Consider the following 23,347-nt stretch of genomic DNA (forward strand, 5'->3'; position numbering starts at 1 on the left):
GCTGTCTATCATCCAATCGCATATTTTTCCGATTCATGATCGAAATGGCTCATGTCGATGGCCATGTTCATGAAGCGGCCGAAAGCCCTCGCTCGCCATGAACAGTTATCTGGAACTGCGCCATCTGCGCACCATCGCCGCCCTGGTCGAGACCGGCGGCGTCGCCCGCGCCGCCGAGCGGCTCAACCTGACGCAGTCGGCGCTGTCGCACCAGCTCAAGCAGCTCGAGGAGCAGTTCGGCCTGAGCCTGTTCGAGCGCAAGTCGCAACCGCTGAAGCTGACGCCGGCCGGCCATCGGCTGCGCGCGCTGGCCGACGAGGTGCTGCCGCGGCTGGCCGACACCGTGCGCGATCTCGGCCGCATCCGCGACGGCGCGGCCGGCAGCCTGCGCATCGCGGTCGAGTGCCATACCTGCTTCGACTGGCTGATGCCGGCGATGGACGAATTCCGGCCGCGCTGGCCCGAGGTGGAGCTCGACATCGTGTCGGGCTTCCACGCCGACCCGGTCGGGCTGATCCACCAGGGCGAGGCCGATCTGGGCATCGTGTCCGAGCGCGACCCGGACGAGCCGGTGCACCACTTCCCGCTGTTCCGCTACGAGATCGTCGCCCTGCTGGCCAACGACCATGCGCTGGCCGGCCTGCCGCAGCTGGAGGCGGCCGACTTCGCGGCGGAGACGCTGATCACCTACCCGGTGCCCGACGACATGCTCGACGTGGTGCGCCAGGTGCTGCGTCCGGCCGGCATCGCGCCGAAGCGGCGCAGCTCGGAGCTGACGGTGGCGATCCTGCAGCTGGTGGCCAGCCGCCGCGGCATCGCCGCGCTGCCGGCCTGGGCGGTGGCGCCCTATCTCGAGCGCCAGTACGTGACGGCGCGGCCGATCACCGCGCAGCGGCTGTACGGCGAGCTGTACGCCGCGGTACCGGCCGGCCGCGCGGGGCTGGCCTATGTCGAGGATTTCGTCGATACCGTGCGGGCGACCTGCGCGAGCAGCCTGCCGGGAATCGAACTGATGTGAAAAGGCTGTGAAACGTGAAATGTGAAACGTGAAATGTGAAACGTGAAATGTGAAATGTGAAATGTGAAATGTGAAATGTGAAACGTGAAACGTGGTTCGCCGCTGTACGGCTCAAGTTAAGGCGAGCCGGTTTTAGGTGCGGCAGCGCCGCACCTACGCTTCACATTTCACGTTTCACCTTTCACATGCCTTCAACTTGCCTTTCAAGCACTTGCTTGGTTACAGTGAGCGCCGCATGAACGACACCGCCAAACGCATTCTCGACCTGGCCGAGGCGCTGTGGCTGGAGCGTGGTTTCAATGGCTTCAGCTACCAGCATCTGGCCGGGCCGCTGGGCATGCGCAACGCCGCCATCCACTACCACTTCGCCACCAAGGCCGACCTGGGCGTGGCGCTGGTGGCGCGGTTCCGGCGCCGGCTGCAGCGTTCGGCCGAGCAGGTGGCCAGCACGGTGCACGATCCCTGGCTCAAGCTCGAGTGGTATGTCGATCTGCTGACGCTCGACTACGCCGACGCCGAGCGCATCTGCCCGACCGGCATGCTGGCCGCCGAATGGGCCACGCTGCCCGAGCCGGTGCGCGACGAAGCGGCCGCCTTCATGCGCGAGCTGTACGACTGGTGCGTCGGCGTGCTGCGCGAAGGCGTGAGCGGCGGCCATTTCCGCTTCGTCGGCAGCTGCGAGGACAAGGCCGCCGCGCTGCTGGCGACGCTGCAGGGCGCCTTGCAGGTGGCGCGCTTCGAGCCGGCCTGGCTCGAGGCGATCAAGAAACAGGTCCGGCTCGAACTGGGCGCGCGCTAGCGCCCCGCGAGCGGGCATCAACCGCATTCCGCGTCGGAACCCGTTCCGACCACGACCGAGACAAGGGCCAGGACATGGAAAAATTCAGCAACGCCTTCAGCCGCATCGTCGCCAAGTTCGAGAAGGTGCCGGCGCCGCTGCGCCGCTGGGCGCGCTCCAAGGCGCTGGGCAGCTACGTGAAGTTCGCCGGCACCGCCGGCATCGATTTCGAGACCATCAGCACCGAGCAGGTGGTCTGCCATATCCGCAACGTCAGCAAGAACCAGAATCACATCAAGGGCGTGCACGCCGCGGCGATGGCGCTGCTGGCCGAGACCGCGACCGGCTTCGCGCTCGGCATGAACCTGCCCGACGACAAGCTGCCGCTGCTCAAGAGCATGAAGGTCGAGTACAAGAAGCGCGCCCAGGGCGACCTGAAGGCGGTAGCGGCGCTGACCGCCGAGCAGATCGGCAGCGTGCGCACGCTGGAGAAGGGCGACGTGCTGGTGCCGGTGACGGTGACCGACGAAGCCGGCAACGAGCCGATCCTGTGCGAGATGGTGTGGGCCTGGGTGCCCAAGAAGCGCAACTGAGTTTCTGCGCCGGCCGGGGCAAGCCGATCCGGCGAGTTTCACCGCCGAGGACGCAGAGGACGCCGAGTTCGGGCCCGTCGGAAGCGGTCTCCTCCGTGTCCTCTGCGTCCTCCGCGGTGCATCGTTTTCCGTCGTCCGAGCCATACGCCGTAACCCGGCCAGGATTATTTTGTGCCCCCACGGCCATCGACCGCTTGATCGCCCCCGCATCAAGCCCTAGAACGATGCCATCACCGATTCCCTCTAGCCTGCCCGCCATGAGCCTGCCCCACTACAGCACCCTCGCCGTCACCCTGGAAAACCACGTCGCCCAGATCACGCTGAACCGGCCCGAACGCGCCAACGCGATGAACGAGCCGATGTGGCGCGAGCTCGGCGAGGCCATGCGCTGGCTCGACGAGGAGCCGAGCGCGCGGGTGGCGGTGATCGCCGGCAGCGGCGAGCATTTCTGCTCGGGCATCGACCTGACCATGCTGATGGCGGTGCAGAGCCACATCCAGGACGAATGCCTGGGCCGCCAGGCCGAGAAGCTGCGCCGTTTCATCATCGGCCTGCAGGACAGCCTCAGCGCGATCGAGCGCTGCCGCAAGCCGGTGATCGCGGCGATCCACGGCAGCTGCATCGGCGGAGGGCTCGACCTGGTGGCGGCCTGCGACCTGCGCTATTGCACGATGGATGCGGTGTTCTGCCTGAAGGAGCTCGATCTCGGCATCGTCGCCGACGTCGGCGTGCTGCAGCGGCTGCCCAAGTTGATCGGCGACGGCCGCGCGCGCGAGATGGCCTTCACCGCGCGCGAGATGAAGGGCGAGGAGGCGGCGCGCATCGGCCTGGCCAACGGCTGCCTGCCCGACCGCGATGCGCTGTTGATGGAGGCGATGACCGTCGCCGACGCGATCGCCGCCAAGCCGCCGCTGACGGTGCGCGGGCTCAAGGAGAACCTCAACTATTCGCGCGACCACACGGTCGAGGACGGCCTGCGCTACGTCGCCACCTGGAATGCGGCGATGCTGATCTCGAAGGATCTCGAGGCGGCGGCGATGGCGCACGTGATGAAGCAGACGCCGAGCTTCCGCGATTGAACGGCCGCACGGTCGGGCAATCGGGTTTTGTAGGAGCGGCTTCAGCCGCGAACGCGCATTCGCGGCTGAAGCCGCTCCTACATGGCGCGCCGCAAACCGCGCATCGCACGCAAGCAAGCAAAAAGCCCGGACCTTGGTCCGGGCTTTTCTTCGCCCAGCGCGGCCGCCAGCGGCCGGCGATCAGTGCTGCAGGATCTTGGACAGGAACTGCTGCGCCCGCTCGCCGCGCGGCGCGCCGAAGAATTCCTCCTTGGTGCAGTCTTCCTCGATATGGCCGCGGTCCATGAAGATCACCCGGTTGGCGACCTTGCGCGCGAAGCCCATCTCGTGGGTCACGCACATCATGGTCATGCCTTCCTGGGCCAGCTGCACCATCACGTCGAGCACTTCGTTGACCATCTCCGGGTCGAGCGCCGAGGTCGGTTCGTCGAACAGCATCACGATCGGATCCATCGCCAGCGCGCGGGCGATCGCCACGCGCTGCTGCTGGCCGCCCGACAGCTGGCCGGGGAACTTCGAGGCATGCGCCTTGAGGCCGACCCGGTCGAGCAGCTTCATGCCCTTGTCCATCGCCTCGTCGCGGCCGCGGCCGAGCACCTTCTGCTGGGCGATGGTCAGGTTGTCGGTGATGGTCAGGTGCGGGAACAGCTCGAAGTGCTGGAACACCATGCCCACGCGCGAGCGCAGCTTGGGCAGGTTGGTCTTCGGATCGGCGATCGAGGTGCCGTCGACCACGATGTCGCCCTTCTGGAACGGCTCGAGCGCGTTGACGCACTTGATCAGGGTGGACTTGCCCGAGCCGGACGGCCCGCACACCACCACCACCTCGCCCTTGCTCACTTCGGTCTGGCAATCGGTCAGCACCTGGAAGCTGCCGTACCACTTGGATACGTTCTTGATCGAAATCATGGGTTTTTCCTCAAGCCAGAATTAAGCATGGAGATGCCCGCTTCCGAGCGAAGCGAGGCTCCCTCGCGGCGGCGAGGGCGGGGGAGTAGGAATCGATAAAGGAGGGCCGGTGACCGATGCGCGCTGGCTGCAAACCTCCGGCTTTGCCGGAGGCTCGCACCACAGCGAGAGCCACGAAAGAAGTATCCACCGTCATGACGGCCCCTACCGGATGATGGCGATTCTGGCGTGCAACGCCTTGACGGCGCGCGACAGCGAGAAACTGATGACGAAGTAGACGACCGCGACCGCGAGATACATCTCGACCAGCGTGTTGTCGCGGTGCGCGATCTTGTCGGCGGCGCCCAGGAGATCGGTGGCGCCGACCACGTAGACCAGCGAGGTATCCTGGAACAGGATGATGGTCTGGGTCAGCAGCAGCGGCACCACGTTGCGGAAGGCCTGCGGCAGGATCACGTAGCGCATGTTCTGGCCGTAGGTGAAGCCGAGCGCCTGGCCGGCGCCGACCTGGCCGCGCGGGATCGACTGGATGCCGGCGCGCATGATCTCGCAGAAGTAGGCCGCCTCGAAGATCGCGAAGGTGACGTAGGCCGAGCGTTCGGCGCCGACGTCGTAGCCGGTGATCAGCGGCACCAGGATGTAGAACCAGAAGATCACCAGCAAGAGCGGCACCGAGCGGAACAGGTTGACGTAGATCGACGCGGCGATGTTCAGCGGCTTGATGCTCGACAGCCGGGCCATGGCCAGCAGCGTGCCGAACACGATCCCGACCACCGCGGCGAAGGCCGTCAGCGACAGCGAATACTTGAAGCCCTCGAACAGGAAGTCGGCGGCGCGGGGAATGGCGGACCAATCGAGTTGCATCATTTGCCTCCCGAGATGTAGCCGGGCACCTGCACGCGGCGTTCGATGAAGGCCATCAGGCGGTTCACCGAGAAGGCCAGCACCAGGTAGATCGCGCTGACCATGGTCATCACCTCGATCGGGTTGGCCGGCGCGTATTCGCCGGTGATCTGACGCATCTGGAAGGTCAGCTCGGTCAGGCCGATCGCCAGCGCCACGGCGGAGTTCTTGAACACGTTCATGAATTCCGAGGTCAGCGGCGGGATGACGATGCGGAAGGCCATCGGCAGCAGCACGTAGCGGTAGGTCTGCGGCAGCGTGAGGCCGAGCGCGAGGCCAGCATTCTTCTGGCCGCGCGACAGCGCCAGGATGCCGGTGCGCACCTGCTCGGCCACCCGGGCGGCGGTGAACAGGCCCAGGCCGATCATGGCGGTGAAGAACTCGGGCAGCGGCATGTCCTGCTTCATCCACAGGCCCAGGCGTTCGGGCACGACTTCGGGCAGCACGAAGAACCACAGGAACAGCTGCACGATCAGCGGGATGTTGCGGAACAGCTCGACGTAGGCGGTGGCCAGCGTGGCCAGCCACTTGATCGGCGCGGTGCGCGCGGTGCCGATCAGCGACCCGAGCACCAGCGCGATGACCCAGGCCGACAGCGCGGTGGCGACGGTCCAGCCCAGGCCGGTGATCAGCCACTGATAGTAGTACTCGCCGGTGCCATATACCTCTTCGAGGATGATGGCCCAGTTCCACTGGTAATGACCCATGGAGGACTCCCAAAGAGAAGGGGGCCGAAGCCCCCTTCGGACACTCAAGTCACGCGCCGCCGCAAACCGGCGCGGCGCTTTGCGAAGTGTCGTTCGTTACGCGATCACGATCAGATGCCGACGTCGGTCGGGTTCTTGATCGCTTCCTTGAGCTTGTCGCTCATCGGCAGGTTGATGGTCACGTTCTTCGGCGGGATCGGCTGCATGAACCACTTGTCGTAGATCTTGTTGATCTCGCCCGACTTGTAGATCGCGGCCAGCGTGTCGTCGGCGACCTTTTTGAACTGCGGGTCGTCCTTGCGCATCATGATGCCGTAGGGCTCGACGCTCAGGGCCGGGCCGACGATGGCGTAGTCCTTCGGGTTCTTGGAGGTGGCGATCTGGCTGGCCAGCAGGATGTCGTCCATCACGAAGGCGGCGGCGCGGCCGGTCTCGACCATCATGAAGCTCTCGGCGTGGTCCTTGCCGTAGACGTTCTTCACGTCGATCGCCTTGCCCTGCTCGTTCTGCTTGATGTAGCGGTCCGAGGTGGTGCCGGTGGTGGTGACGACGGGCTTGCCGTTCAGGTCGTCCAGCGTCTTGATGCCGGCATTGGTCTTGGCGGCCATGCGCACGGCGGTGACGAAGTAGGAGTAGCTGAAGGCGACCTGCTTCTGGCGTTCCTTGGAATTGGTGGTCGAGCCGCATTCCATGTCGATGGTGCCGTTGACCATCAGCGGGATGCGGGTCTGCGAGGTGACCGGCACCAGCTTCACCACCAGCGAGGGCTTGTTGAGCTTCTTCTTGACCTCGGCGACCACCCGGTTGCACAGGTCCATCGCGTAGCCGACCGGCTTCTGGCGATCGTCGAGGTAGGAGAACGGGATCGACGACTCGCGGTGGCCCACGGTGATCATGTTGGTGTCGTTGATCTTCTTGAGCGTACCGGTCAGTTCCTCGGCCTGCACGGCGCCGGCGAAGGCAGCCGTCACGGCGGCCGACAGGATCAGGGTTTTGCGCATTGCTGTTTTCTCCTTGTGTAGGTTCATCTCGTCAGGCCGGTTCAATCGATGGAATGCTGGAAGGCAGTCTGGAATGACTATAGATCGTCGGCGGCCGCGCTCAGGGTTTCATACCGCTTTGGATCATCCCATGGAACGCCGCGCCGGGACCGCGTTCAATGCATCGGCGACAGCACTTGTTGCAGGAACTGGCGTGCGCGCTCGGACCTGGGCGCGCTGAAGAACTGCTCGGGCGGCGCCATCTCGACGATCTCGCCGTGGTCGAGGAACACCACGCGGTCGGCCACTTCGCGTGCGAAGCCCATCTCGTGGGTCACGCACATCATGGTGATGCCGGTGCCGGCCAGGTCCTTCATGACCTTGAGCACCTCGCCGATCATCTCCGGATCGAGCGCCGAGGTCGGCTCGTCGAACAGCATCACCTTGGGCTGCATGGCCAGGCCGCGGGCGATCGCCACGCGCTGCTGCTGGCCGCCCGACAGTTGCGACGGAAACGCGGCGCGCTTGCTGGCGAGGCCGACCTTGGCCAGCAGCTCGTCGGCCAGCGCCTCGGCCTTGGCGCGCGGCATCTTGCGCACCTGGATCGGCGCCAGCGTGATGTTGTCGAGCACCGACAGGTGCGGGTAGAGATTGAAATGCTGGAATACGAAGCCGACTTCGGCGCGTACCGCGTTGATGTCGACCTTGGGGTCGGTGACGTTCTGGCCGTCGACCCAGATCTCGCCCGAGCCGATGGTCTCGAGCTGGTTCACGGTGCGGATCAGCGTCGACTTGCCCGAGCCGGACGGGCCGCACACCACCACCACCTCGCCCTGCGCGACCTCGAGGTTCACCCGCTTGAGGACGTGCAGGTCCTTGAACCATTTATCGACATTGACGAAGCGAATCAGTGACATGGCGGCTTCCGTTGAGGTGGGCAGAGTGTAGCGGCACGACTTCTCGCTTCAAGCGGGGAATCCCTAATCTGGCCGAAAAAACACAGCAATGCCGCGTCCGCCCTGGCTTCCAGCCCGATTGCGGACTTCCCGCCCGCGGCCGCTCGGGCCTGTCGCGTCAGCCAGTTAGCGCCGGCCGGGCCGCCGCGCGGCCGGCCGCGGCGGCAGGCGTCCGGGGCCGGCCCTACCGCGGCATCCGCGCAACTTCGCGACATCCGCGCAACGCCGCGGCCTGCCGCGCTCAGCGTGCGGGGAGCCGTTCGGCCAGCCGGTTGGCGAGCCGCACGTAGTCGAGGACCGACAGATTCTCCGGCCGGATGCCCGAATCGATGCCGAGCGCGGCGAAATCCTCGTCGCCCGCGATGCCCTTGAGGTTGTTGCGCAGCGTCTTGCGGCGCTGGGCGAACGACTGCGCCACCAGCGTTTCGAGGCCGGCGAGATCGGCCGCGGCCAGCTCGAAGGCGCGCGGAATCATGCGCACGATGGCCGAATCGACCTTGGGCGGCGGGAAGAAGGCCTCGGGCGGCACGTCGAGCAGCTTTTCCATGTGGAAGTGGTACTGCAGCATCACCGACAGCCGGCCGTAATCGGCGCAGCCGGGCTCGGCCACCATGCGCAGCACCACCTCGTTCTGCAGCATGAAGTGGCAATCCTCGATGCGGTCGGGGAAGCCGGCCAGGTGGAACAGCAGCGGCGTCGAGATGTTGTAGGGCAGGTTGCCGACCAACCGGATCTTGCGTTCCGGCGCGATCTCTTGCGCCAGCGCGGCGAAGTCGAAATTCAGCGCGTCGGCGTTGTGGATGGCCAGCCGCTCGGCCGGATAGCGCTTGGACAGGTGGGCGACGATGTCGCGGTCGATCTCGACCGCGTGCAGCGTGTCGAGCCGCTCGAGCAGCGGCGCGGTCAGCGCGGCGAGGCCGGGGCCGATCTCGACCATCGCGTCGTCGGGCCGCGGCCCGATGCAGGACACGATGTCGGCGATCACGCCTTGATCCTGCAGGAAGTTCTGGCCGAAACGCTTGCGGGGGATGTGTTTGCTCATGGCCGGCATTGTAGGGGCAAGCGCTGTGCGCTCCTATCGGCCGGATGGCGAGGAGGCCATTCAAGACCCTGGGCCGACCGGCGAAACGGCTGTAGGAGCGGCTTCAGCCGCGAATGGCCGCAAGTACGCCTCTTCCCGATTCGCGGCTGAAGCCGCTCCTACGTGGACGCCATCGGCCTTGCGCCGCCGGCCGCCAGCTCGACCGCCAGCCGTACCGCGGCATCGAGCGAGCCGCCGTCGGCGCGGCCGGTGCCGGCCAGGTCCAGCGCGGTGCCGTGGTCGACCGAGGTGCGGATCAGCGGCAGGCCCAGCGTGAGGTTGATGCCCTGGCCGAAGGTGGCGTGCTTGAGCACCGGCAGGCCCTGGTCGTGATACATCGCCAGCACCGCGTCGCCCTGCGCCAGCACCGGCGGGTTGAACAGCGTGTCGGCCGGCAGCGGGCCGGTCAGCCGCATGCCCTCGCTACGCAATTGTTCGAGCACCGGGATGATGACGTCGATCTCCTCGCGGCCCAGGTGGCCGCCTTCGCCGGCGTGCGGATTGAGGCCGGCCACCAGGATGCGCGGCTCGGCCAGGCCGAACTTGCCGCGCAGGTCGGCATGCAGGATGCGCAGCGTGGCGGTCAGCGATTCGGCCGTGATCGCATCGGCTACCTCGCGCAGCGGCAGGTGGGTGGTCGCCAGCGCCACGCGCAGCGCGCCGGCGGCGGCGGCCGGCGCGCTGCGCACCGAGCCGAGCGGATAGTCGTGCTCGAGATGGGCGACGCTGGCGGCGATCTCGGCCGGCGGCGGCGCGCCGCGTGGTTCGCCCGCCAGCATCATCACCACCCGCGCGGTGCCGGTGTGTTCGGCCAGGTATTCGGTATGGCCGGTGAAGCGGTCGTGGCCGGCGTCGCGGATCACGCCCTTGTGCAGCGGCGCGGTCACCATCGCGCCGAATTCGCCGCTGCGGCAGCCGAGCAGCGCACGGTCGAGCAGCGCCAGCACGTAGTCGGCATTGCGCGGATCGAGCCGGCCCGGTTCGCTCGGCGCGGCCAGCGGCAGGTGCAGCACTTCGAGCACGCCGCGCGGCGGCTCTGCGCTCGGGTCGTAGGCCTGCAGCGGCAGCCGGGCAGCGGCCAGGCGGGCGCGCTCGGCCAGCAGCGCGTGGTCGCCCAGCAGCACCAGCCGCGCTTCGAAGCGCGCCGGATCGAGCGCCGCGCACAGCTCGGGGCCGATGCCGGCCGGCTCGCCGGTGGTGATCGCGATGGTGGGACGGGACATGGCGGCCTCCGGCTCGTGGATGAAAAAACGGGTGGCCGGCCTGCGCCTCGCCACCCGTTCCGGTCGTGCTGTGCGGGCTTACTTCTCTTCGAGGCGGATCTCGACGAAGGCGGTGTCGCGCTGCTGGCGCACCCAGTCCTCGTACTGGTCGTCGGCCTTGCGGTCGCGCAGTTCCATCCGCACGCGCACGCGTTCGCGTTCGCGGGTCACGTCCTGGTCGCGCCGCTCGATCACCTGGATCAGGTGCCAGCCGAACGGCGTGCGCACCGGCTCGGACAGGTCGCCCGGGTTCAGCCCGTTCATCGCCTGCTCGAATTCGGGCACGGTGTCGCCGGGCGAGATCCAGTCGAGGTCGCCGCCCTTCTGCGCCGAGCCGTCCTCCGAATGCAGCTTGGCCTGCTCCTCGAACTTGAGGCCGCCGTTGATCAGCCGGTCGCGGATCTCCTGGATGCGCGCCTTGGCGTCGGTGTCGGAGGTCAGCTCGTTGACCTTGACCAGGATATGGCGCGCATGGGTCTGGCGGATCACTTCCTTGCCGTCGCGCTGGCGCTTCTCGGCCAGCTTGACGATGTGGAAGCCGGCCGGGCTGCGCATGATCGAGGTGGTCTGGCCCGGGCCGAGCTGGTCGAGCGCTTCGAGGAACATCGGCGGCAGGCGGCCGGCGGTGCGCCAGCCGAGGTCGCCGCCCTGCAGCGCGTCGGCAGCGTCGGAATAGGCCGCCGCCACCTCGGCGAACGGCTTGCCGGCCGCCAGCTGGCGCGCGGCTTCGGCGGCGCGTTGCTGCTTCTGGTTCACCACGTCGGGCGAGGCCCCTCGGGCAGGCCGATCAGGATGTGCGACAGGTGGTATTCCTGCTCGGCGCGGTCGGCGCCCTTGTTGGCGGCGAGGAACTGGTCGATCTCGGAATCGGTGACGAACACCCGGTTGTCGACCTCGCGCTCGCGCAGGCGCTGGATCACCAGGTCCTGCCGGATCTGGTCGCGGAACTGGCCGTAGCTGGTGCCTTCCTTCTCCAGCGCGGTGCGGAACTGGGCCGGCGTCAGCTTGTTCTGGTCGGCGATGCGGTCAATGGTCTGGTCGAGCTGGCGGTCGTCGACGCGCACGCCGGTGTCGCTGGCGTAGTCGAGCAGCACGCGCTCGGTGACCAGCCGGTCGAGCACCTGGCGCCGCAGCGCGTCGTCGGCCGGCGTGGCCATCTTCTGGCGCGCGAAGTTCTTCTTCACCGCCTCGATCCGGATGGCGAGCTCGTGCTCGGTGATCACCGACTTGTTGACCACCGCGACGATGCGGTCGAGCGTGACCGGCTCGGCGGCGAAGCCCTGCAGGGCGAGGGCGGCGGCGAGGAGCGGGGCGGCGAGGCGGGAAGGAATCATGGCGGGTCTGTCGGCGTGGATTTCGCGGTCGCGCCCCGGGGCGCAGCGGATCGGAGGCGGTTGGTCGGGAGCGGCGGGGGCCTAGTTCAGCTTGGTGTAGCCGGGGATGCTGTCGCGCAGCGTCTGCAGGGCATTGGTACCGAGGCGGCCCACATCGTTCAACTCGAGCTGGAAGAAGAAGCGGCTCTGCATGTCGTTGCCGCGGGTGACGTAGCGCTGGGCGAGCAGGCGGAACGCCCAGCAGTTGGCATTGTATTCGAGCCCGGCCAGCGTCTCCAGCGGCCGGCGGTCCTTGATCGACCAGTTGTGCCGCGCCAGCACCTGCCAGTTGCGGGTGACCGCCCACTGGGTCGACAGGTCGAGCTGCTTGGTGTCGGTGAAGCGGTCGAGCCGGTAGCGGAAATTGAGCAGCCGGCCCGGATCGGGCTGGTAGCGCAGGTTGAAGGTGGCCTTGCTGGTGCGGTGGGCGTCGCGGTCGTACTGGGTGGCGGCGTCGAGCCACCAGGCATCGAACGGCTGGCCGCCGGCGGTGACGATCACGTCGGACGCGGTCACGTCGTCGCCGCGCGCCGCCTCGCCCAGTGTGACGCGCTGCGGCTCGAAGTAGAAGCGCTGGCCGACCGCGAAGCGCGCGCGCTCGACGCCGTTGTCGGCCTCGAACAGCCGCGAGGTCAGCGCCAGCGTGAGCTGGTTGGCGTCGTTGAGGCGGTCGCTGCCGGTGTACTGGTTCTCGGTGAACATCTGGGCGAAGCTGAAATCGGCCTTGCCCGAGTCGAAGTTGGGGATCTTCGACTGGTCGCGGTAGGGGATGCGCACGTAGTAGGCGCGCGGCTCGAGCGACTGCACCATGTCGCGCCCGGCGATATGGGTCTCGCGGTCGAAGAACAGGCCCGAATCGAGGCTGAACACCGGCAGGTCGCGGCCGTAGCGCTGGCCTTCGTCGAGCCGGTAGCGCGTGCTGTGGAAACCGAGCTTGGGCGTGACGAAGCCGTAGCCGCGCTCGATCGGCAGGCTCACGCTCGGATAGGCCAGGTAGCGGTCGCCCTCGGGCCGCTTCCCGCCCTGCGCGCTCCAGGCATTGGCGAAGCGCACCGCCTCGCTGGCGACGTCGAGCCGCAGCGGGCCGGCCAGCACGCGGCTGTAGTTGGCGGTCAGCTGGGGCAGCCGGGCATAGGGCTCGTCGACCAGCCGGGCCGGGTCCTGCAGCGTCTGGTAGCGCTGCACCTTGAACATGGCGGCGAAAGCGCCCTGGTTGTAGTTCAGCGTGCCCTCGCGCGGCAGGAACTGCTGCGAGGCCACCGCCAGCCGGTCGCCGAAGTCGGCGAAGTAGCTGTCGTCCGACACCGCCTGCACGTTGAGATCGGTGCGCCAGGCCGGCGCCAGCTGCTGGTGGTGCTCGAAGCGCAGCGCGTGGCGCTCGTCGCCGTAGACGCGGTCCTTGCCGATCACGTCGGCCGACAGCACGCCGTTGTGCCGCTCGCCGAGGTAGCGGAACTCGGTGCCCAGCATCAGGCCGCGCTTGGTGATGATGCGCGGCGAGATGGTGGCGTCGTAGTTCGGCGCGATGTTCCAGTAATAGGGGATGGCCAGTTCGAAGCCGCCGCTGCTGCTCGAATCGAACGACGGGGCCAGGAGGCCCGACTTGCGCGAGCCGTCGAGCGAGAAATCGAGGTAGGGCGAGTACAGGAGCGGCACGCCCTTGAATTCGACCGTGCCGTGGTGGGCCACGCCGAGGTTGCGGCTGTAGTCGAGATCGAGTTCGCGGGCGCGGATGAACCAGGAATCGTCGCCGGCCGCGCAGGTGGTGAAGCGCGCCTGCTGCAGCGTGTAGCGGTCCGGCCCGTCGAAGATCAGCTTGACCGCGTCGCCGCGGCCGGCGCGCTCGCCGAAGCGGTAGTTCGGCGCATCGAGCTCGCCGGTGCGGCTCTCCTGCTTGAAGTAGAGTTCGCCGCCCTCGAGCACGTCCTTGTCCTGGGTCATGCGGGTGCGGTCGCCGGCGCGGATCTCGCCGCTGTCCTGGAACAGCTTGGCCCATTGCGCCTCGATGCGGCGGCCGTCCTGTTCGACGCTGACGTTGCCGCGCGCGGTGGTCTCGGCCTGGCCGATGCCTTCGACCTGGTCGGCATGGATCACGGTGGGGCCGGCCGGGGCGTCGGCGGGCGGCGTCGCGGCGGCCGGCTCCTCGGCGTAGGCAGGCCCCGCGAGGGCGGCCAGGGCACAGCAGACGGCGAGGGAGAGGGGCTTGAAACGCGGCATGGGCGCGACGGGGCGGGTACTCGAAGTGCGCTAAAATCGCACACTTTCCCCTATCGCACAAACCGCCCCATGGATCGAATCGACGCGCTGCGCGCCTGGCTGCAGGGCCGGCTGGAGACCGCTTTCACCCTGTCCGAGCCGATCGGCGACGCCTCGAGCCGGCGCTATTTCCGCGTCGCGCCGGCCGGCGGCGGCAGCTATGTGGCGATGGACGCGCCGCCCGAGCGCTGCGATCCGGCGCCTTTCCTGCGCGTCGCCGCGCTGCTGGCCCCGGCCGTGCGGGTGCCGGCGGTGCTGGCGCACGATGCGCAGCAGGGATTCCTGCTGCTGGAGGACGTCGGCGAGACCGATCTGCAGACCGCGCTGGCCGGCCTCGACGAGGAGGCCGCCACCGCGCTCTACCGCCGCGCGATCGACGCGCTGGTGGCGCTGCAGGCCGGCGTCGATGCTGCCGCCCTGCCCGACTACGATGCGGCGACCATGGCCGACGATCTGGAGCGCTTCGCCGAGTGGTACGCCGACCGCCACCTGGGCAAGCCGCTGGCCGGCGAGGACCGCGCGGTGTGGGAGCGCTGCCGGGCGCTGCTGGTGCTGCGCGCCCAGGCCCAGGGCAAGGTGGCGATCCATTTCGACTACCACAGCCGCAACCTGACGGTGCCGGCCGAGGGCGGGCGGCTCGGCGTGCTCGACTTCCAGGACGCGCGCCGCGGCCCGATCGGTTACGACCTTGCCTCGCTGCTCAAGGATATGTACGTGAGCTGGCCCGAGGCCTTCCGCCTCGAACTGGCGATCCGCTACTGGGAGGCCGCGCGCCGGGCCGGCCTGCCGGTGCCGGCGGCGTTCGACCAGTTCTACGCCGAGTTCGAGTGGATGGGCGTGTTCCGCCAGATCCGCACGCTCGGCACCTTCGCCCGCCTGGTCCACCGTGACGGCAAGCCGCGCTACCTCGACGACATGCCGGTCGCGCTGGCCTACCTGCGCGAGACCTGCGCGCGCTACGCCGAGCTGCATCCGCTGTACAAGCTGCTGAACCGGCTGCACGAGGTGCAGGTGCAGGTCGGCTACACCTTCTGAGGGCCGCGGTCCGGGCGCCTCGGGCGTCCCCCGTCGCGGCCCCGTAGGAGCGGCTTCGGCCCGAATGGTCGTTCGTCTCGCATAGCCATTCGCGGCCGAAGCCGCTCCTGCAACTGCGCCACCATTTGTCCCGCTCATCCGACTCCCCATGCCCCTGACCGCCCTGGCCCTGGTGATCTTCGCCGCCTTCACCCACGCCTCGTGGAACCTGCTGGCCAAGCGCGCCGCCGACTGCCGCCACTTCGTCTGGTTCTACTCGGCCGGCACGGTGGTGCTGTGGCTGCCGGTGGTGGCGATCTACCTCGCGTTCGAGCGGCCGCAGCTCGGCTGGCCCGAGTGGATCGCGCTGGCCGGCAGCGCGCTGCTGCACACCGCCTACTCGATGGCGCTGCAGCGCGGCTACAAGGTCGGCGACCTGTCGGTGGTCTACCCGCTGGCGCGCGGCACCGGCCCGCTGCTGTCCTTCTTCGGCGCCATGCTGGTGCTGGGCGAGCGGCCCGGCTGGCTGGCCAGCGTCGGCGCGCTGGCGGTGGTGGCCGGGGTGTTCATGCTGGCCGGCGGGCCGCGCATCTTCCATGCCGGCGGCGCGCGCCGCAGCCTGTTCTGGGGCGTGGCGACCGGTGCCTGCATCGCCGTCTACACGGTGTGGGACGGCCATGCGGTCAAGGTGCTGCTGCTGTCGCCGCTGCTGGTCGACTATGCCGGCAACAGCTTGCGCTTCCTGCTGCTGACGCCGCGCGCGCTGGCCGACCGGTCGACGCTGCTGCCCGAATGGCGGCGCTACTGGAAATTCGCGCTCGGCGTCAGCGTGCTCGGCCCGCTCGGCTACACGCTGGTGCTGTTCGCCATGCAGATGGCGCCGGTCAGCCATGTCGCGCCGGCGCGCGAATTGTCGATGATGGTCGGCGCCTGGTACGGCGCCCGGCTGCTCGACGAGGGCGAGCTGTCGCGCCGCATGCTGGCGGCCGGCGTGATCGTAGCCGGGGTGCTCGGGCTGGCGTTCGGCTGAGCGCCGGCTGCCGGGTTCCATCCCGGCGCTTTCCCCTGTAGGCGCGGCTTCAGCCGCGAATCGGCGGCGTGGCACCGGTCCCATTCGCGGCCGAAGCAGCGCCGACATGGACGCATCCGCGTCGACCTCCTGTTGCCCCGCCGCCTGCGGGCCTCAGCCTGCCGGCATCGCGGCCGGTGCGCCACGCTTGCCGCCATCGCGCGGTGCGATAAGCTTGCCGCTCCCCGATCGACAGGAAACCCCGCCATGAGCTACCCGCAGGCCGCCACCGGCCCCGTGCTGTACGACTTCCGTTCCGACACCGTCACCCGCCCGACCGCCGCCATGCGCGCCGCGATGCTGGCGGCCGAGGTCGGCGACGACGTCTGGGGCGACGACCCGACGGTGCAGCGGCTCGAAGCGGTCGCGGCCGAGCGGCTCGGCTACGAGGCCGGCCTGTTCGTGCCCTCGGGCACCCAATCGAACCTGATCGCGCTGATGGCGCATTGCCAGCGCGGCGACGAATACCTGGTCGGCCAGGACGCGCATACCTACAAGTACGAGGGCGGCGGCGCCGCGGTGCTCGGCAGCATCCAGCCGCAGCCGATCGAGAACGCCGCCGACGGCAGCATCCCGCTCGACAAGCTGAAGAAGGCGGTCAAGCCCGACGACGCGCACTTCGCCCGCACCCGCCTCCTGGCGCTGGAGAACACCATCGGCGGCAAGGTGCTGCCGGCCGACTACGTCGACACCGCGACCCGCTGGGCCCACGGCATCGGCCTCGCCACTCACCTCGACGGCGCCCGGCTGTGGAATGCCGCGGTGGCGCGCGGCACCACGCCGGCCGAGATCGCGCGCGGCTTCGACTCGGTCTCGGTCTGCCTGTCCAAGGGCCTCGGCGCGCCGGTCGGCTCGGTGCTGCTCGGCCGCCGCGACTTCATCACCCAGGGCCGCCGCTGGCGCAAGATGCTCGGCGGCGGCATGCGCCAGGCCGGCATCCTGGCCGCGGCCGGGCTGTACGCGCTCGATCACAACCTGGACCGGCTGGCCGACGACCACGCCAACGCCGCGCGGCTGGCCGACGGCCTGCGCAAGCTGCCGGGGCTGACGGTGGAGAACCAGACCAATATGGTGTTCGTACAGGTAGCGGCCGACGTCGCCGAAGGCTTCGCCCGCCACCTGGCCACGGCGGGCCTCCTGGTCAGCAGCGTCGGCACGGCGCAGCGCTGGGTGACCCATCTCGACGTCGACGCGGCGGCAGTGGATGCGGCGCTGGCGATCGCGGCGCGCTATTTCGACTGAGCGGTGGCCGATGAGCGCGGAGACAAGCGCAAGCGGCAATACGGAGAGGGGAAGACCATGATCGTCAAGGACATCGACGCATATCGCTGCGAGAGCAAGCAGGAGCAGGCGGGCTATGCCGCGGAGAAGCGCCTGGCGTGGTACCTGGCGCAATATTTTGGCGACGAGCCCCGCCTGTTGATCCTGAACGATCTCAGGGTGGTCGCACCCGACGGCGATTTCTGCCAAGTCGATCATCTGCTGATTCATCAATACGGCCTGATCATCGTCGAGAGCAAGAGCGTATCGGGCAAGATCCAGGTCAATGAACAGGGCGAATGGAAGCGGTGGTATTTCGACGCCGCAGCGAAGAAGGACAAGAGTTTCGGTATCCAGTCTCCGATCAAGCAAGGCCAGATGCAGGCGCGGCGTCTGCGCAGATTGATGTTGAGCAACGCCGCCGAAAATACCCGGTCCGCGATCGAGAAAATGCATATCGACGTTCTGGTCGCCATTTCGGACGGTGGCGAATTCCTGACCCGGGAGCGGGAGCGTTATCAGGAAGTCTGCAAGGCCGATCAGATCGACGAACGCATCGGTGAGCTGGTGAAACTGCGTGCCCAATACCATGGCGAAGGCGATTTCGTGCTGTCGGAGCAGAACAAGACCCGGCTGGCGCAATGGCTGGCGGCACGCCACCAGCCCAGGCCGCCGTCCGAACAAGCCGATTCGCCGGAGGCCGAGCCGGCGACGATCGCGGCGCCGGCCGTCGTTGCTTCGCCCGCAGTGGTGCAATCGAGCGCGGAGCCGAAACAGGAACCGAGACCGGAGCCAAAACCGAAAGCCGAGGCGGCAACGACCTGCGCATATCGCCCCAAGGATCAGGCTTTCGTCCATAAGCTGCTGGGCGTCGAACCGAGGCAATACCTGAGCAATTGCCGTCATTGCGCGTCCGATAAACTGGAAATCAGGTACGGCAAATTCGGTTATTACTTCTTCTGCCTGGCTTGCGAGAAGAACAGCAAGATCGACGCGATGTGCCCCGATTGCGGACAGTATTTGAAGATACGCAAGAATGGATCTGCCTTTTCGGGCGAATGCGCCAAGTGCAAGCAGATCCGCATGGTTCACTACAACGAATGAAGCCGATGAAAGCGATGATCCTCGCCGCCGGCCGCGGCGAACGCATGCGGCCGTTGACCGACCATACCCCGAAGCCGCTGCTCGACGTCGGCGGCCTGCCGCTGATCGGCTGGCACCTGCGCCGGCTGGCGGCGGCCGGCATCACCGAAGTGGTGGTCAACCATGCCTGGCTCGGTGCGCAGATCGAGGCGGCACTCGGCGACGGCGCGGCCTTCGGCGTGCGCATCGCCTATTCGCCCGAGGGCACGGCGCTGGAGACCGCCGGCGGCATCGCCCGCGCCTTGCCGCTGCTGGGCGAGGCGCCGTTCGCGGTGGTGAACGGCGACGTCTGGACCGACTACCCGTTCGAACGGCTGCGGCCGGTGGTGGAGCGGCTGGCGGCGGCCGGCGGCGCGCGCGGCCATCTGGTGCTGGTGCCCAAGCCCGCTTACAAGACCGGCGCCGACCTGGCGCTCGACGCCGCGGGGGCGGTCCGGCCGCATGGCGACGGGCTGGAGCCGCTGACCTTCAGCGGCGTGGCGGTCTATACGCCGGCTTTCTTCGAGGCGGTGCCGGCCGACCGGCCCGGTCCGCTGCTGCCGTGGTTCCAGGCCGCCATGGCCGAGGGCCGGTTGAGCGGCGAGCGCTATGCCGGCCAATGGCTCGACGTCGGCACGGTGGAACGGCTGGAATCGGCGCGCGCTGCCGCCCATCGCTAAAACCGGCGGGCCGTTGCGGCCGGGCCTAGCGTGATCTTGGCGCGCCATTTCCTTCGCGCCTGGAGACCATCATGCGCCTGCTTGCCCTGGCCCTCGTCCTCTTGCTGGCCGGCTGCGCCAGCACCCCGGTGGAATACGAAGTCGACCACGCCTATGTCGCCCGCGTCGAACAGGGCGCGAGGCTCGGTGGCGGCTCGATCTACTGGGTGAATTACCCGACCGTCCGCAAGACGGCCTCGCCGTCCTGATGCGGCAACCTTGAAAAAGGCCGGGGGAGCCCGGCCTTTTTTGTGAGGTGGATAGGCGTGAGGGGGAAGTGTTGGCCCCATCCCCCTCCCGGCCTCCCACTTGAGGGGGCGCCGACTCGGTCGGCAGTGATCGTCAGACGTGTCGCAATCGGGCTCCCTCCCCTTCAAGGGGGGGCGGCCGGCTTCGGATGGAGACGGGGTTACGCCTCCCTCCCCCACACCCATCTCACGCATGCACCGCCTGCACCCCGCGCAAGGCCGGATGGTCGGGCGTCGGCTTGTCGAGGTAGTAGCCCTGCACCATGTCGACGCCGAACTCGACCAGCATGCGCAGCGTCTCCTCGTCCTCGACGAACTCGGCCACCGTCTGCTTGCCCATGTCGCGCGCGATGCTGGCCATGCCCTTCACGAACACCTGGCTGTCGTGGTCCTTGGGCAGGTCGCGGATGAACAGGCCGTCGATCTTCAGCACGTGCGCCTTGAGGTGCTTGAGGTAGGCGAAGGAGGAGAAGCCGGCGCCGAAGTCGTCGAGGCAGACGGTGCAGCCGGTGGCGCGCAGCGCCTCGATGAAGCGCTGGGCGTCGCGCATGTCGCTGACCGCCGCGGTCTCGGTCAGCTCGACCATCAGCCGCTCGGGCTCGACCTGGCATTCGCGCAGCATGGCGTTGATGTAGTCGGGCAGGCTGGTCTCGTCGAAGCTGCGGCCCGAGATGTTGACCGCCACCGAGGGCATGGCGCGGTTGGCGGCCAGCAGGCGGATGGTCTGGCCGATCACCCAGCGGTCGATGTCGAGGATCTTGCCGCTCTTCTCGGCATGCGGGATGAAGTGGCCGGGCGGCACGATCTGGCCCGGGTTGTTCGGGTCCTTCATCCGCACCAGCGCCTCGAGGTGGGCCACCTCGCGGGTTGCGGCGTCGTAGATGCCCTGGAAGTACAGCACGAAGCCGTCGTTCTCCAGCGCCTGCTGGATCTTCTCGTTCCAGGTCAGCCGGTTGACCATCTCGCGGCTGGCGTCGCGCTCGGCCTGGTACATGCGCCAGGTCGCCTTGCCGGCCGACTTGGCCTGGTACATCGCGGTATCGGCATGCGCCACCAGGTCCTCGGCGTTCTCCGCGTGCAGCGGGAACATCGCCACGCCGAGGCTGCTCGACAGCCGCAGCGGCTGGCTGTCGACGCTGAACTGGATGCCCGACACGGTGGCCACCACCCGGTTGGACAGATGGGTCACGTCGGTCTCGGTGCAGCTCGGCACCAGGATGGCGAACTCGTCGCCGCCGAGCCGGGCGAAGAACTCGTTGCGGCGCACCTGGCCCGAGATCTCCTGCGCCACCCGCTTGAGCAGCTCGTCGCCGGCGCCGTGGCCGAAGGTGTCGTTGACGTACTTGAACTCGTCGAGGTCGAAGTACAGCACCGCCAGCGTGTCCTGCAGCCGCTCGGCCTCGGCCAGCAGCCGCTCGAGCTGCTCCTGGAAGGCGTGGCGGTTGTAGAGCCCGGTCAGCGCGTCGCGCTCGGCCAGGAACACCATGCGCTCGTTGAGGAAGTGCTCCTGGGTGACGTCCTCGTAGACCCACAGCCGGCCGGTGAAGATGCCGAGCTCGTCGCGCACCGTGTAGCAGTGCTGGGTGACGATGCGGCCGTCGTTCATGGTCAGGTCGCCCGGGTAGACGTCCATCGCCGCCAGCGCGTCGCTGGCCTCGAGGTGGGTGGCGAAGTCGTAGTCGGCCGGCTTGTTCAGCGCGGTCTGCAGCACCTGACCGATCGGCTTGCCGATCACCGGGATCGAATCGTCGATCAGCCACAGCGTCTTGAAGGCCGGGTTGTGGAAGACCACCTGGTTGTCGTTGTCGACGAACAGCACGCCGAAGCGCATCGCCGACAGCAGGGCGGTCAGCCGCGCGCGCTCGGCCTCGGCGCGGGCCAGGTAGGTCTGGTTCAGCGCCTGCGACTGCTGCAGCTCGTACACCGCGCGCTTGAGCGCCAGCCGGTCTTCCTTGAACTGGCTGTTGTCGTGGATCGAGGCGCGGATGCCGAGGTAGTTGGCGTGCGCGTCGTAGATCGGCTGCCAGCTCATGGCGGCCCAGAAGGTGCGGCCCTCGCGCTTCATGGCGCGGAATTCGAAATCCTGGCCGGCGGTACCGGTCAGCGCCTGCTTGAGCGCCTCGGCCACCCGGCCGCGCTCCTCCAGCGTGGCCAGCGGCAACGGGAACTGGCGCATCTCCATGCATTCGCGCACGGTGTAGCCGGTCAGCCGCGTCACCGAGGCGTTCACCCAGACCAGCCGGCCGTCCGGGTCGAGCCACAGCTCGACGCCGTAGGTGTAGTCGGCGATGGCGAGGAATTTCTCCTCGTTCTTCTTCAGCGCGTCGAGCCGTTCCTGGATGCCGACCGCCATCTGGTTGAAGCGCTGCGCCAGCTGGGCGATCTCGTCCTCGCCCTCGACCGCGATCTGGCCCAGCGCGCCGGCGGCGGCATGGCGGTCGGCCGCCTCGATCAGCCGGTACAGCCGGCGGGTCAGCCAGAAGCCGAGCGAGGCCAGCAGGATGGCCGACACCAGCGCGCCGACGATGACCACGGTGGCGCTCTGCCAGACGATGCGGTCGGCCGACTCGCGCAAGAGTTCGGTCGAGATGCCGAAGCGCAGCAGGCCGTAGCGCTGGCCGGCCAGTTCGATCGGCGCGCTGGCGTGCACGATCGGCGGCACCTCGCCGCCGCCGGCCAGCCGGCCCGGCGCGTCGGGCGGCGGCAGCGGCGTGCCGATGTCCCAGCCGCGCGCGGCCACCACCTTGCCCTGGCGGTCGAACAGCACCAGGTAGTCGATGCCCTCGGGCGTGCGCACGCCGTCCAGCAGCTCGGCCGCCGGCGCGTAGTCGAGCGAGGCCATCGACGGCGCCAGCGCGGCGTTGAGCAGCCGGGCCAGCTCCTGCACGCGCACCTCGGTGGCGCGCAGCACCATGTCGGACCAGACCCGGCCGACATTGGCCAGCAGCACCGCCAGCACCGCGCACTGCACCACCAGGATGGCCAGCACCAGCCGCGCGCGCAGGGTTCTGAAGAAGGGCACCTGCATCAGCATCTCGTTCCTGTCATTCCGTCCTCAACCTGCGCCGCAGCTCGGCGACCAGCGGCTCGACCACGTCGAGGTCGCCCTCGCGCACCGCGTCGGCGCCGGCGAAACCGAGCTTGCCGGCGAAGCTCTCGCCGTGCTCGGCCGAATTGACGAAGCCGGCCACCGCGTCGGCGTAGCGCTGCCGCTCCTCGGGGCCGTAGCGGCCGTTCAGCAGCACCACCATGTGCGGCAGGCTGCGCGTCTCGGCCAGCACCCGCAAGCTGTCGCGCACCTCGGGCGGCAGGTGGCCGAAGGCGGTCTTGTTGACGAAGGCGGCGGCCACGTCGCCGTGCAGCACGGCCATCGCGGCGGCGTTATGGAAATCGAAGTAGCGCAGCGCGGTGCGCAGGTTCTGCTTGCGCAGCCATTCCTCGCCCAGCATCGCGGTGGCGGTCAGCGAGTCGGGCATGGCGATGGTCTGGCCCGACAGGTCGGCGGCCTGCCGCACGCCGCCGTCGCGCTTGACCACCAGGAGGCTCAACAGGCGCGCGCGGCCGATCAGCGTGGCGCGGTAGCCGGCCTGCTGCTCGGCATAGCGCGCGGTATGCGGGCCGATGATGACCAGGTCGAACTCGCGCGCCTCGATGCGGCGCACGAACTGGCGGTAGTCGGGCGCGGTGAGCAGCACCACCGGCTGGCCCAGCGTGCGCTCGAGCGCCTCGCGCATCGGCTGGAAGCTCGAGATCAAGAGGCGCGGCGTGAAGTAGGGCTCGATGCCGATGGTCAGTTCGCGCGCGGCCGCCTGCGCGCCGAGGCAGGCGCACAGCAACAGCCATCCAAGCACCAGCCGATGAAGCATGTCCCGATCCCTCCGGGCGCCGTCGGCGCCCAGCCCGCCCTGTTCCGGAAAAGTCGTCCCGGGCCTTGTCGCCGGCCCTCGATCGTCGCGTCCCGCTGCCGCCTGCGGCAGGGGCGCTATTTTGTTCAGCTTCTGTGAGATGCGAACAGCCCTA

At 68.3% G+C, this 23,347-nt stretch carries 22 protein-coding genes; 10 read left to right on the forward strand and 12 right to left on the reverse strand.

The window, feature by feature from the left end; genetic code table 11:
- The first annotated feature begins 97 nt into the window (after positions 1-97).
- From H9L41_RS01135 to H9L41_RS01150, 4 genes are all read left to right on the forward strand, one after another.
- Positions 98-1,018, forward strand: coding sequence for a LysR family transcriptional regulator (locus tag H9L41_RS01135; RefSeq protein WP_028445734.1), 921 nt, complete (start codon positions 98-100; stop codon positions 1,016-1,018).
- Positions 1,019-1,253: 235 nt separating this feature from the next.
- Positions 1,254-1,817, forward strand: a complete 564-nt coding sequence (locus H9L41_RS01140) for a TetR/AcrR family transcriptional regulator (RefSeq protein ID WP_034606596.1) — start codon at positions 1,254-1,256, stop codon at positions 1,815-1,817.
- A 74-nt stretch (positions 1,818-1,891) separates the two neighbouring features.
- The gene (locus tag H9L41_RS01145) at positions 1,892-2,389 is read left to right on the forward strand and encodes a DUF4442 domain-containing protein (protein ID WP_028445736.1); all 498 of its coding nucleotides are present in this window, start codon (positions 1,892-1,894) and stop codon (positions 2,387-2,389) included.
- A 257-nt stretch (positions 2,390-2,646) separates the two neighbouring features.
- Positions 2,647-3,468, forward strand: a complete 822-nt coding sequence (locus tag H9L41_RS01150; RefSeq protein WP_034606597.1) for a crotonase/enoyl-CoA hydratase family protein — start codon at positions 2,647-2,649, stop codon at positions 3,466-3,468.
- A 180-nt stretch (positions 3,469-3,648) separates the two neighbouring features.
- On the opposite strand, the gene H9L41_RS01155 is transcribed toward H9L41_RS01150, so the two are convergent.
- From H9L41_RS01155 to H9L41_RS01195, 10 genes are all read right to left on the reverse strand, one after another.
- Positions 3,649-4,377 carry an amino acid ABC transporter ATP-binding protein gene (locus H9L41_RS01155; RefSeq protein WP_028445738.1) on the reverse strand — a complete coding sequence of 243 codons (729 nt, stop codon included), beginning with the start codon at positions 4,375-4,377 and terminating at the stop codon, positions 3,649-3,651.
- 204 nt (positions 4,378-4,581) lie between these two features.
- Positions 4,582-5,241, reverse strand: a complete 660-nt coding sequence (locus H9L41_RS01160; RefSeq protein ID WP_157461923.1) for an amino acid ABC transporter permease — start codon at positions 5,239-5,241, stop codon at positions 4,582-4,584.
- Positions 5,241-5,987, reverse strand: a complete 747-nt coding sequence (locus tag H9L41_RS01165) for an amino acid ABC transporter permease (protein ID WP_028445740.1) — start codon at positions 5,985-5,987, stop codon at positions 5,241-5,243. The genes H9L41_RS01160 and H9L41_RS01165 overlap by 1 nt, the downstream gene beginning before the upstream one ends.
- Before the next feature lie 110 nt (positions 5,988-6,097).
- Positions 6,098-6,988 carry a transporter substrate-binding domain-containing protein gene (locus H9L41_RS01170; RefSeq protein WP_028445741.1) on the reverse strand — a complete coding sequence of 297 codons (891 nt, stop codon included), beginning with the start codon at positions 6,986-6,988 and terminating at the stop codon, positions 6,098-6,100.
- A 155-nt stretch (positions 6,989-7,143) separates the two neighbouring features.
- Positions 7,144-7,878, reverse strand: a complete 735-nt coding sequence (locus H9L41_RS01175) for an amino acid ABC transporter ATP-binding protein (RefSeq protein ID WP_028445742.1) — start codon at positions 7,876-7,878, stop codon at positions 7,144-7,146.
- Between the two features lie 286 nt (positions 7,879-8,164).
- A complete protein-coding gene (gene rsmA / locus H9L41_RS01180) occupies positions 8,165-8,965 on the reverse strand; it encodes a 16S rRNA (adenine(1518)-N(6)/adenine(1519)-N(6))-dimethyltransferase RsmA (RefSeq protein WP_028445743.1) in 801 nt (266 codons plus the stop codon).
- 158 nt (positions 8,966-9,123) lie between these two features.
- The gene (gene pdxA / locus H9L41_RS01185) at positions 9,124-10,227 is read right to left on the reverse strand and encodes a 4-hydroxythreonine-4-phosphate dehydrogenase PdxA (RefSeq protein WP_028445744.1); all 1,104 of its coding nucleotides are present in this window, start codon (positions 10,225-10,227) and stop codon (positions 9,124-9,126) included.
- 78 nt (positions 10,228-10,305) lie between these two features.
- Positions 10,306-11,025, reverse strand: a complete 720-nt coding sequence (locus tag H9L41_RS24235; protein WP_265583909.1) for a peptidylprolyl isomerase — start codon at positions 11,023-11,025, stop codon at positions 10,306-10,308.
- Entirely contained in the window at positions 11,019-11,600 is a 582-nt protein-coding gene (locus H9L41_RS24240; protein ID WP_265583910.1) for a SurA N-terminal domain-containing protein, read from the reverse strand. Before H9L41_RS24240 ends, H9L41_RS24235 begins: the two co-directional genes overlap by 7 nt.
- A gap of 81 nt (positions 11,601-11,681) precedes the next feature.
- Complete coding sequence (locus H9L41_RS01195) at positions 11,682-13,856, reverse strand: LPS-assembly protein LptD (RefSeq protein WP_028445746.1); 2,175 nt, start codon at positions 13,854-13,856, stop codon at positions 11,682-11,684.
- Positions 13,857-13,925: 69 nt separating this feature from the next.
- On the opposite strand from H9L41_RS01195, the gene H9L41_RS01200 reads away from it, so the two are divergent.
- The 6 genes from H9L41_RS01200 (at position 13,926) to H9L41_RS01225 (ending at position 19,288) form a co-directional block, all read left to right on the forward strand.
- Positions 13,926-14,930 (forward strand): aminoglycoside phosphotransferase family protein, encoded by a 1,005-nt coding sequence (locus H9L41_RS01200; protein ID WP_028445747.1) that lies wholly within the window; start codon positions 13,926-13,928, stop codon positions 14,928-14,930.
- Between the two features lie 148 nt (positions 14,931-15,078).
- On the forward strand, positions 15,079-15,939 hold the full coding sequence (locus tag H9L41_RS01205; protein ID WP_028445748.1) for a DMT family transporter: 861 nt from the start codon (positions 15,079-15,081) through the stop codon (positions 15,937-15,939).
- 246 nt (positions 15,940-16,185) lie between these two features.
- Entirely contained in the window at positions 16,186-17,220 is a 1,035-nt protein-coding gene (gene ltaE, locus H9L41_RS01210) for a low-specificity L-threonine aldolase (protein ID WP_028445749.1), read from the forward strand.
- 57 nt (positions 17,221-17,277) lie between these two features.
- A complete protein-coding gene (locus H9L41_RS01215; RefSeq protein WP_028445750.1) occupies positions 17,278-18,342 on the forward strand; it encodes an NERD domain-containing protein in 1,065 nt (354 codons plus the stop codon).
- A 5-nt stretch (positions 18,343-18,347) separates the two neighbouring features.
- Positions 18,348-19,040, forward strand: coding sequence for an N-acetylmuramate alpha-1-phosphate uridylyltransferase MurU (gene murU, locus H9L41_RS01220; RefSeq protein WP_034606598.1), 693 nt, complete (start codon positions 18,348-18,350; stop codon positions 19,038-19,040).
- A gap of 71 nt (positions 19,041-19,111) precedes the next feature.
- Entirely contained in the window at positions 19,112-19,288 is a 177-nt protein-coding gene (locus H9L41_RS01225; protein WP_157461924.1) for a hypothetical protein, read from the forward strand.
- A 226-nt stretch (positions 19,289-19,514) separates the two neighbouring features.
- Here H9L41_RS01225 and H9L41_RS01230 read toward each other — a convergent pair whose 3' ends face one another.
- On the reverse strand, positions 19,515-22,355 hold the full coding sequence (locus tag H9L41_RS01230; protein ID WP_028445752.1) for a bifunctional diguanylate cyclase/phosphodiesterase: 2,841 nt from the start codon (positions 22,353-22,355) through the stop codon (positions 19,515-19,517).
- Positions 22,356-22,371: 16 nt separating this feature from the next.
- Positions 22,372-23,193 carry a phosphate/phosphite/phosphonate ABC transporter substrate-binding protein gene (locus H9L41_RS01235; RefSeq protein ID WP_084300089.1) on the reverse strand — a complete coding sequence of 274 codons (822 nt, stop codon included), beginning with the start codon at positions 23,191-23,193 and terminating at the stop codon, positions 22,372-22,374.
- Positions 23,194-23,347: the final 154 nt, after the last annotated feature.

It is taken from the genome of Chitinimonas koreensis, assembly GCF_014353015.1.
GTDB classification, from domain to species: domain Bacteria; phylum Pseudomonadota; class Gammaproteobacteria; order Burkholderiales; family Chitinimonadaceae; genus Chitinimonas; species Chitinimonas koreensis.